Source organism: Acetobacter sp. DsW_059, from assembly GCF_002153695.1.
GTDB lineage: Bacteria > Pseudomonadota > Alphaproteobacteria > Acetobacterales > Acetobacteraceae > Acetobacter > Acetobacter thailandicus.
Genome location: NZ_JOPI01000013.1, coordinates 19,464 through 29,863 on the forward strand (window position 1 = coordinate 19,464; position 10,400 = coordinate 29,863).

The 10,400-nt window shown below is 47.1% G+C and carries 10 protein-coding genes and 1 pseudogene; 6 read left to right on the forward strand and 5 right to left on the reverse strand.

Features of this window, described 5'->3' with window-relative positions; translation table 11 throughout:
- Positions 1-11: 11 nt before the first annotated feature.
- The 3 genes from HK25_RS03215 to HK25_RS03225 are packed head-to-tail and all read right to left on the reverse strand — an operon-like array spanning position 12 to position 3,227.
- On the reverse strand, positions 12-836 hold the full coding sequence (locus HK25_RS03215; RefSeq protein WP_086635289.1) for a TauD/TfdA family dioxygenase: 825 nt from the start codon (positions 834-836) through the stop codon (positions 12-14).
- 13 nt (positions 837-849) lie between these two features.
- Entirely contained in the window at positions 850-2,121 is a 1,272-nt protein-coding gene (locus HK25_RS03220; RefSeq protein WP_086635290.1) for a hypothetical protein, read from the reverse strand.
- On the reverse strand, positions 2,118-3,227 hold the full coding sequence (locus HK25_RS03225) for an LLM class flavin-dependent oxidoreductase (protein ID WP_086635291.1): 1,110 nt from the start codon (positions 3,225-3,227) through the stop codon (positions 2,118-2,120). The genes HK25_RS03220 and HK25_RS03225 overlap by 4 nt, the downstream gene beginning before the upstream one ends.
- Positions 3,228-3,369: 142 nt before the next feature.
- Between HK25_RS03225 and HK25_RS03230 the strand changes: the two genes are divergently transcribed.
- The 3 genes from HK25_RS03230 (at position 3,370) to HK25_RS03240 (ending at position 6,448) form a co-directional block, all read left to right on the forward strand.
- Positions 3,370-4,383 (forward strand): helix-turn-helix domain-containing protein, encoded by a 1,014-nt coding sequence (locus HK25_RS03230; protein WP_233127639.1) that lies wholly within the window; start codon positions 3,370-3,372, stop codon positions 4,381-4,383.
- A gap of 203 nt (positions 4,384-4,586) precedes the next feature.
- Positions 4,587-5,831, forward strand: a complete 1,245-nt coding sequence (locus HK25_RS03235) for a CynX/NimT family MFS transporter (protein WP_158092914.1) — start codon at positions 4,587-4,589, stop codon at positions 5,829-5,831.
- Positions 5,828-6,448: a cysteine hydrolase family protein gene (locus tag HK25_RS03240; RefSeq protein WP_086635293.1), complete on the forward strand. Its 621-nt coding sequence runs from the start codon at positions 5,828-5,830 to the stop codon at positions 6,446-6,448. Before HK25_RS03235 ends, HK25_RS03240 begins: the two co-directional genes overlap by 4 nt.
- A 73-nt stretch (positions 6,449-6,521) precedes the next feature.
- On the opposite strand, the gene HK25_RS03245 is transcribed toward HK25_RS03240, so the two are convergent.
- Together HK25_RS03245 and ygiD are read right to left on the reverse strand one after the other, a co-directional pair.
- The gene (locus tag HK25_RS03245) at positions 6,522-7,121 is read right to left on the reverse strand and encodes a nitroreductase family protein (RefSeq protein WP_086635294.1); all 600 of its coding nucleotides are present in this window, start codon (positions 7,119-7,121) and stop codon (positions 6,522-6,524) included.
- A gap of 83 nt (positions 7,122-7,204) precedes the next feature.
- Positions 7,205-7,999, reverse strand: a complete 795-nt coding sequence (gene ygiD, locus HK25_RS03250) for a 4,5-DOPA dioxygenase extradiol (protein ID WP_086635295.1) — start codon at positions 7,997-7,999, stop codon at positions 7,205-7,207.
- Positions 8,000-8,221: 222 nt separating this feature from the next.
- Between ygiD and HK25_RS03255 the strand changes: the two genes are divergently transcribed.
- The 3 genes and pseudogenes from HK25_RS03255 to HK25_RS03265 form a co-directional block, all read left to right on the forward strand.
- A complete protein-coding gene (locus HK25_RS03255) occupies positions 8,222-9,094 on the forward strand; it encodes a TauD/TfdA family dioxygenase (protein ID WP_086635296.1) in 873 nt (290 codons plus the stop codon).
- A gap of 59 nt (positions 9,095-9,153) precedes the next feature.
- Complete coding sequence (locus HK25_RS03260; RefSeq protein ID WP_086635297.1) at positions 9,154-9,639, forward strand: VOC family protein; 486 nt, start codon at positions 9,154-9,156, stop codon at positions 9,637-9,639.
- A gap of 98 nt (positions 9,640-9,737) precedes the next feature.
- Positions 9,738-10,068, forward strand: a pseudogene (locus HK25_RS03265) (transposase); the annotation flags it as partial.
- Between the last annotated feature and the right edge of the window lie 332 nt (positions 10,069-10,400).

Below are 10,400 nucleotides of genomic sequence, written 5' to 3' on the forward strand. Positions count from 1 at the left end.
GCAAAAAGGTATCAGAAAGGCTTATCGCCTGAGATGGTCACACGAAAACCAGAACGTACCGCAGGGTAATAGTCCCATATCGCCTGATGCTGCGTGCACCGATTATCCCAAAAGGCCACAGAATTAGGTCGCCAGCGAAAACGTACCTGAAAATCTGCCGCCATACAGTGGCGGTAGAGCATACTCAGTACAGCATCACTTTCGGGCTTTGAAAGCTGAGGAATGCGCGTTGTATAAGACTGATTAACAAACAGGCATTTCCGTCCGGTTTCAGGGTGTGTACGCACTATAGGGTGTTCACTACATGGAAAGGTCTTTCCATTATTGCCGACAATAGGGCGGTAGACATGTTCTCCATCATGAATGGCTGTCAGACCATCCAGAAAGTGACGCATCGGTTCAGACAGAGCTTCATAAGCGGCATACATTGATGAAAAACATGTGTCACCGCCATAATCAGGCACAGTGTTCATCATTAGAATACTACCAAGAGGTGGTTCATTATTGCAGGATAAGTCTGAATGCCAGTTTTCACCGGCAACAAATTTTGAATCCGCATCTGCGTGAATAGCCACAACCTCAGGATAGTCAGGCAGGCCTGATACGCCTGAGTGAATAGCCAGAGAGCCAAAGGAACGCCCAAAGCGCAAATGATCCTCATGTGACAGAGGCTGATCACGAAAAAAAATGACCTGGTAGCGCAAAAGTGCGTCACGTATTTCTTTTACCGTCTTTAGTTCCAAACTGCATGTCAGATCGACACCTTCAATTTCGGCTCCTATTCTGGCCGTCATGGGGCGAACGATAACATTACCTTCAATGCAAGCTGTTTTCATTTATGAAGTCTCCCTAAGCAGCAACACCACAAATTTTAATGGCTGTCTGTGCGTAAAGCAGCGTTGTCGTCACAAAATCATTAAGTGTTGGTCGCCAGCGGCGCGGTCCAAAAGTTACGGCAGGAATTCCCGCCCGATTAAAAACATTATGATCGCGCCACATAGAGGCATAAACAGGATCAGCTACTTCCAGGTTTGTGTGACGTACAGCCTGTGTTGCTTCAGAAATAGCCTCCAGTAAGGGTGCGACTTCCTGCTCGCTGGCAACAGCTCCCTGACGATAGGCAACACATTCAAGTGCATAAGAGCCAGAATCCTTAATGACAGTTTCTAAAGCACGCCTTACATCCTGCACACGATCAATGGCGGAAAGCCCGACTTCGATATACAGAGCGCATACCCCTGTGCCGCCTCCCAGGCTATAAGGTAAACCGCCTCTGATAGCGCCGATCTGCACTTTAGGAATGGTGGTTCCCCAGGGTGTTTCGAACCGGTGAGCACGTTCAAACTCTGGTGCCCAGTTATGAAGGCGTTCAATTACCTCACCCAGTCGGTAAATTGGGTTAGGGTGGTTTTTGACAGGAGCATCTGAGTTGAATAGAGGAGTGAAAATCTGCTCGCCATAAAGGCTGAGTCGAAAAATTGCATAACCCGCGCCCTGAGCTGTTACAGCAAAATCGGTACCTTCAGCAGCAATCATATAATCAGGAGCTATACCGCCGTTTGCCAGCAGATAAGCTGCTCCCACATCTTTTCCCGACTGTGCTACTCCTTCACGTTCATCAATCGGATCAGGGCCTATCTCACCGGGACAAGCCGCCATATGCAGCCGTCCGGCCAGCTTTATGCCTGCTTGTTGAATCAGGCTGCCGGCCATTAAAAAACAGGCCATGGGGCCACGGTCATTAGAAACCGCAGCACCGGTAAAAATACCATCATGCTCCGCAACAGGCTCTTGCGGTGTAGCATGTGGAGACACACACCAGCGTGCCTCCTTCGGGTCAAGTCCACCCTCTGTATCGAGATGTGATGCAATCAGGAGGTCATGCGCTTTTTTCTCAGCCGGTGCATATCCGCCAATACTTCCTATAACATGGAAACGTTCCGGCACAGCTGAAACACGGCGGGGATGAAAGCCTTCTTCAGCCATCCAGTGTTCAATATATTCTCCGGCTTTGCGTTCGTACCCCTGCGGAGAGGGAATACGACATAACTCAAGAATACGCTGACGCAGCGTATCACGGTTAAGGAGCGCCTCCAGCTGGTGTGTCAGGGCGTCTGTCATGCACTGTACCGTGCCCTCAGAGCTGGTAACACCTCTTTTGCCAGATTTTTTAATCCTTTTTCATAATCAGGGAAAATCAGCATAAGACCATCCAGACCTGTTTCATCAATAACCTGTTCGATCCGCTTAATGATGGTGGCTGATGAGCCGGCAATATGAGGTGCCATAAACCCTGTTCTGGCTCTGGCGGTCATTGCATTTTCTTTGCCAATTTCGGCATCTATCATTCCGTACGAGCGGAGCATGTTACGAAAACCCTCCTCATCAAAGCCTTCACGAAATACATTCATTGTATTTTCTGCTTCAGCGTCAGTCTCTTCCTGCACGATAATAGCCATAGCGTAAGTGCGTAACCTGCGCCCGGCAGCCTTAGCTTTTTCTTTTGCCTTCTGACTAATGTTACGCATTTCGGCATCATCTCGGCCGCCGATAAATAATGCATCTGTATTATGAATAGCAAAATCCATACCTTTTTCAGACTGCCCTGCAGCAACTACAAAAGGCCTGGGTTTCTGAATGGGTTTGGGTTCAGAAATACAATGGTTGAGTTTTATATACTGACCGTTGGCAGAAATCTCGCCTTTTTCTTCCCACAGGCGACGTACGGCTGACATCCATTCAGAGGCGTAATCATAACGAGCATCATGACCAAGTGTTTCGGGCCAGGCACCCATTTGTGCAAACTCATCTTTAAAAGCACCAGGCACAACATTAAGGCCTGCTCGTCCGTTACTTACCTGGTCAAGCGTTGCTATCATTTTCGCGACAACTGCAGGGTTATGCAGCAGTGTCTGAAAAGTCGTCCATATCTTAACACGCTTTGTCTGAGCGGCCAGCGCGCTCATCAGGACAGTAGAATCAAGCGAGATATCCCATTGCTGATTAAGGCCACCATACCCACGAAATTTTGCCATCGACATGATAAAATCAAGGCCAATTTCTTCAGCCAGCACTGCGGCTCGACGATTATACTCATACGATCCGTCAATTTTTGGTGCAGTCGTTGAGAGTATCCAGCCACCATTCGCAATCGGCATAAAAATACCAAAATCCTTTCCGCCGTTTTCTGAGGGCAGATCAAATACCGGCGATGAAATTCTGGGCATGGGCCCTTCTCCTTTTAGCTGGCTAATCGTTTCGCAAACCGATTGTAAAGTCCACGAAAATATTACACATTCGTTCCAATCTGTTTCTTGTCTGAATGTGATGCTTATTTGTATGCTCCCGGCTGATTGAGAGGATATCACCGTGCAACCATGGACTTTTGACCTTATAAATCACACAGACCAGCCAGCTGCGTATGTATGGCGTCAAACGCTTGCACGCCTGTCGTTACCAGAAGCGACTCTTCTTCCGACAATGAATACTGAACACCGTTTTGATCTGCGTCAGAACACAGTGGGTCGCGTTATTCAGGTTGTTACACCACTGGGTATCGAAATTACTCGCCTGACAGGATCGCCGCAGCGGATTGCCGGACGTTACTCTGCCCAGACAGATGGTGTATGGCTCGCCCTGCTGCTATCAGAAGAAGGCCCTGCAGGCGCTCCCGCTGCCATGTTGGAATCAGGTGGTAAAAGCTGGCCTTTCAGTGCCGGATCGATTGCCTGTGGCTCTCTGGCCACTGATGCTGTGCTGACACTCCCCCGATTTTTTTCAATGCTGTATGTCAGGCTACCCAGGTTAGCTCTGCATTTTCGTCTTCTCGCGCCTACACCTCTGCGCGTTGGTGTGCTTGATCCGTCACCGGGAATAAGGCAGGTTCTTGCCGGCTTTCTACAGTCTCTGGGGGGCTCTCTTGAAGCTATGGATGTCCGACAGCTGCGAGCCATAGAGCTTTCCTTATCAGAGCTTTTGATAGGCTGTGTACTCAGTGACCCTGCTTATGGTGGGGGGGACAGGCCATTTAACAGACGTATTGCCGCTATGCACAGCCTATGCCAGCTGATTGAATCAGAGCTTACAGATCCTGACCTGACCATGACCGCTGTTGCACGTAAGCATGGTATTTCCCCACGAAGTTTGCAAAAGCTTTTTGCCAGCACAGGGCAAAATTTTAGCCAGTACCTGCGGCAACGACGCCTGGCACGATGCCATGATGACCTCGCCAGTCCTCATTCAGCTCATCTTTCCATCTCAGAAATTTGTTTTCGATGGGGATTTAATGATGCCGCACATTTTAGTCGCAGTTTTCGCTACACCTATGAAATGACCCCCCGTGAATGGCGTCGGTATTCTCTTGATAAAGCTACGGAGGAATAGCAGGGGAGATGGTCGATATAAATGATATTTATTTATTGCGCAATCGGAACATAATATGGTCTTCTCATACAAGAATATCTCTGCCGATACGGCATAGCATCTTCTGATGCTGGCCGTGTCTTTGCGATATTCATGGCCAGAATTTTGGACAACCCACCCTTCCTTTTATGTCAGGAGGGGTTTCTGATGCGGAGCTTTGTCCCATGCCTCTCGCCGTCTCCAGCGAAGATCTTACTGTGATACCGCTTGTAAAGCGTGCAGCGCTTTCAGCACCCCGACGTTATTTTGCTCTTGCTGCTGTTACAGCATTATATTTTTTTCTCATGGCAGGCTCATTTAATGCTTTGGGCGTTGTTTTGCCTGCTATGGTGAGTGACCTGCACCTGAACTGGAGCGAAGCAGGTTTTGGCTTTACTCTTCTGGGGCTTGCCTGTGGGCTGATCAGCCCTTTGCCAGCAATTACTATAAGACATTTTGGTATTGTAGCTACGCTTATCAGTGCAGGGTGTCTTCTCGCTTCCGGTTTTGCTTTTTTGGCAATGGCTGTAAGTAAGTTTGAATATGATCTGGGTACATTGCTTATAGGCTGTGCCTTTACACTTGGAGGTACAGTTCCGGGCACATATGTTGTTGCGAACCTGTTTGAGCAATCAAGCCGCCCCATGGGGTTATATTTTGGGATTGGTGGACTAGGGTCAATTGCAGGGCCACTTTTATATATTGGTATAAACAGCACGTTGCATGGATGGCGACCATTCTGGTGGTTTTGTGCTCTTGCAACGAGTTTATGCAGTATTATTGCAGCTCTGATTGTTCATGGCATTCCCTTTGACATCGCGCATGATAATACCATACGCAAGCGCGGATGGCCTGCCAGAACTGCCCTGCGTTCACCGGCTTTCTGGGTTATTGTTACGGCTTATACAGGCTGCCTTGCTATTAGCACGACACTTCATAGTTTTTCTGTAAAGCATTTTACCGAACATGGTTTATCAGCCACACATGCTGCTGAAATTATGTCTATGGTTGCTTTGCTTGCCGCTGCTGGTGCTTTTATAGCTGGTGAGGCTGGTCGTGTTGCTGGCGGGCGTATACTGACTGGTGCAGCCACAGCAGCGCTGATGCTGGCTTCGGCTACTCTTCTTATGCCTCAGAGCAGTCTTACACTTGGAGTTTTTATTGTTACCATGGGCTTGGGGGTAGGTTTATCTTACGTTGCCAGTGCAATGCTACTGCTTGAGTATTTTGGTACGCGTCATAATCTTGAACTTTATGCAACCATGTGTCTCATTTCGACGGCTGCGGCGTTTGGTCCCTGGCTGGGAGGACTTATTCATGACAGTACTGGTAGTTTTCGTATGATTTTTATGGCGTTTGCAGCGATTGGTCTGCTTCTTACTCTGGCTCTCGCCTTCTTACGTCGACCAAGTTTACAGGATGAGGCATGAGATCTTTAGCTCAGCATGTTGTACCCTCACGCACAGCATTACTTGTTATAGACATACAAAAAGATTTTGCTGCACCCGGCTTTGTGATGGCTCAGAGCGGAATGGATATACAGGCAGCGGAACAGGCAATATCACACTCAGAGCATCTGATTGCCGCTGCCCGCAAAGCGGGTATCACGCCATGGTTTATACGCGTTGTAACGCGATCTGAAACAGATTCACGCGCACTCAGGCGGTTTATGATACGCTCGGGTATGGCTGATGAAATTTCAATTTGTCGTGCTGACACAACAGGTTCTGAGTATTACAGAGTGGCACCACAGCCGGGAGATCCCGAAGTTGAAAAACTACTTTATAGTGCTTTTTCAGGAACAGATCTTGAGACCCATCTTAAGGGCAAAAAGATAGAAACTCTCATTTTGTGCGGTTTCACAACTGATTGCTGTGTAGATGCCACAGCGCGTGATGCATTTCATCGTAATTTTGATGTTTTTATTGCTCAGGATGCCTGTGCAGCTTTTGATGTTAAAACACATAGAAATGCCCTGGCTATTCTTTCTACTCACTGTGCAACATCTGTATCCGTCCAGGATTTGATAACTGCGTGGACTACATAAATCTGGTAGTTTTTTATAAAGTTTAAAACTACCAGATTTTGAAAATTATTTTTTAAAAAAGACAGGTTGCTTTTTATTGAGATATAAAGCGACCTTCAAACGATAGCTTTACAAGTTCTGTCCGTTCAGAAGGAACTTCGCGCTCGCGAATACCTTCCGGTAAAATGTTGGCATCACCTTGTTTACCAATAACCAGAGCCGCATGAAGTGCATATTCCTCTGGTAGCTCTAGCCCTGCACGTGCCAGCTCTGCGTCAAAGCCACTTACCGGGTGGGTTGCCCAGCCTGCTTGTAACGCCTGCAGCTGAATGAGCATGCTTGCTGCACCAGTATCAAACGCATGAGTCGGTGCTGGCCGGGGTTCAGGGCTTGAAGAAGAAACTGTTACTGTATGAGAGGCAATATAAACCAGAGCTGATGCGTTTGATGCCCATGATTGGTTAAAGGGAATCAGCCATGACACAAAACGTTCCCACTCCGGTGTGTCGCGGCGTGCATAGATAAAACGCCAGGGCTGATTATTGTAGGCGGAAGGAGCCCAGCGACCAGCTTCAAGAAGTGCCAGAAGTTCACTTTGAGTAATTGGTGCTGCTTCAAATGCGCGTGGCGACCAGCGATCAAGAATGAACGAAGCTGCATCAGATAAAATTTTACGTGAAGGGGCTGTAGTCATAGAAAAATTACTCCTTTATTGCAGGTAGATGAGATCATAAAAATGTCAGTCCGACCAAAAATCTGTCACTGGTATGCTGAAGATCAAGGCCACCAGGCAACGCTGGTCATACTGAGTGAACCATGTTCAATATGCTGCGGCTCGAAAACAATACGGTCTTCAGGCTGTGCAGCGCCCAGTGTATAAAATAATGGCCAGAAATGATCAGGAGAAGGAACAGAAAGTGATGCTGATTCTCCCTGTGTTTCGTAATCAATAATGTCCTGTATATTTCCTTTGGCAATCGCCTGGACGATGTAATCATCAAATGACTGCGCCCAGGGATAAGGCTGACAATTCTGATTTCCCCAGTCCATACGTGGAAGATTATGAACAATATTGCCGGTACCAATAATTAAAATACCTTCATCGCGCAGAGGCTTAAGTTTTTGTGCCAGCGCATAATGTTTCTGTGGGCTGCGCGTTATATCAAGACTGAGCTGTACAATTGGAATATCTGCATCTGGCCAGGCTTTGCACAACACTGACCATGTCCCGTGATCAAGTCCCCACTCCCAAGTGTCGAGCGTAACAGATACCGGAGCAAAAAGTGAAGCGATTTTACGGGCCAGGTCAGGGCTGCCTGGGGCTGGGTACTGCACGTCAAATAATGCTTTTGGCAAAGAAGGGCCAAAATCATGTATGGTCGGGGGCACAGGCATGGCTGTAACAGCTACCCCTCGTGTAAGCCAGTGTGCTGAAACAGACAGAATAGCTTTTGGGCGACCATAATCCTGTTCCACGCGCAGAGCCATGTGGCGCCAATGCTGTGTTGTTACGTTATTTTGCAACGCGATAACAGGGCTTCCATGCCCAAAAAACAAAACTGGCATACGCATGTCTGTTTCCTTTTCTTCTTTTACAACATCAGAAACGATGCCTGCTCACAATGGAGGTAACGTGCAAAGCCAACCAAGAGGGTTTTTTCTGTCTTGTGAGTAAGTTGCCTGTGCATGCTAATCTATGGCGCATTCAGACAAGAGTCGATATCGAAACAATGTCTAGAACGAAATGAATGCAGTGAAACGATGTCACTGTTAGACTCAGAGGAGAAACAGAGGATGACGGATACAGCGGCGCTTCAGGCGTCCCTTCACATCGTTCCACTTAAACCGGGCTCAGGTTTTGGCGCGGAAGTAAAAAATCTCGATATATCGAAGGCTGATAACGCTACTCTTGATACTGTAACAGATGCTTTCAACCGGCATGGAGCATTGTTATTGAGAGGCCAGAGCCTCGACCCCGATGGTCTTATGCGTTTTATTCGTCGTGTTGGCACACCTGAAGGGCACACTATTAAAGACTTTACCCTACCAGATTTTCCCGAAATTTATGTCCTTTCAAACCGAATAACTGATGGACGACCAATCGGGGCTCATAATGATGGTGTAGGCTGGCATACGGATTATTCTTATAAAGAAGAGCCTGTCATGAGTACAATGCTGTATGCAGTTGAAGTGCCTGAGGAAGGCAGTGACACGCTTATTGCAGATGGTGTTGCTGCATATAACGCTCTGCCGGAAGAAAAGCGTAATGCACTTAAAAAACTCAGACTGCATCACTCTTATCGTCATTTTATGGAAACACGTGAACATCAGAGACGTAAGCTTACAGCTCAGCAAATTCGCGATAATCCCGATGTAGTTCATCCCCTGATTCGAAAACACCCAACAGACGGACGATATGCACTCTGGCCATCTACAGGAACTGTAACAGAAATTATAGGGCATGATGATCCAGCTGACCTTTCTCTGCTTGATGAACTGATTGAGTTTATGACGGCTGAAAAGTTTGTTTATCGTCATAAATGGCAGGTGGGTGACCTTTTAATGTGGGATAACCGGTGCACATTGCACACCGGAACTTTGTTTGACGATACGAAATATATTCGCACGATGCACCGTCTCTGGGTGCAGGGTGATCGTCCTTACTGAAACAGTAATTTTAATACTCGTTTCGTTACGCCTGATGAATTGACCTATGGATATACTGCATGACTGATACTCTTATTTTTGTTGATATTCCTGCTGATGACCCATCAGCTGCGGCAACTTTTTATGCTGAAGTTTTTGGGTGGCGTAATGACCCGAAGCCCGAAGGGCTTTACCATCGTATGGTGCCGGGTGGACAATTTATGAACCCAGATGGCACAGAAAGTCTGATTGGTAATTTACACATTGGTATTTTTAAAGCTGATAATGCCAGGCCACATCCCGATGCAGGCGGAACAGAGCCAAAGATTATAGCTCAGAGTGGGCGTAAGCCTCGTATATGGCTGCTGATAGGAGATGATGATACAGCTGAACGCATTCTTACGGCAGCCTGTGCCCGTGGAGCTAAAGAATTATGGCGCGATCACTATTGGTCAACGTTTAATGGATACAACCATGCTTTTATGGATCCATGGGGTAATGAAATTATCCTCTGGGGAAAAGCAGGACAACATCCTGATATTCCTGATAGTTACACACGCGAATAAAGGCCATTTTTCTGGAATCTAATCAATAATTTTACATAATATGTAAAAAATAAAGGGTGAAAAAACCTGCTAAGTATGTGATTTCTATTAGGATCAGAGTGAGTGACGTATTTTTGCTGTCTGAGAGCCAGATGAAGCGGATTGAGCCGTTTTTTCCTCTGGCGCACGGCGTGGCCACGCGTGGGTGACCGGCGTGTTCTGAGCGGGATCGTTTACGTGATTCGCAACGGCCTTCAGTGGAAGGATGCCCTCAAAGCGTATGGTTCGCACAAGACCTTATATGATCGCTTCATCCGGTGGAGCCGCCTGGGTGTCTTTGACAGGATCTTTAAAACCCTGGCAGAACAGGCTGGTCGTTCGAAGCGCCTGATGATCGATGCGACGCACCTTAAAGCGCACAGAACGGCAGCGTCCCTTCTTAAAAAGGGACGTAATACTACACCCTATTGACTGAATTATTTTCAACCAAGTCAAGTATGTAGTTGTATTCAGTTCCGTTAAGAAATGCGAGAAGCATTTCTTTTTGCTCTTTCTGTTTCTTCTTCTCCCGATATCGCTTAGATTTTTCTGATGGAGTTAAAGGAACTCCATCGGCTATATCCTGCATATCATCATATAAATAGCTTTTATCGTTCATTGTTCTCACAACGGAAAAGAACTGACTTGTTATTCCGAAAATAGCACAGCCACGAATCTTAGGCTCAGGACTCATTCGTTAAGATAGAAGAGGACGGTTGCAGCGATATGGATTGCGGACATGA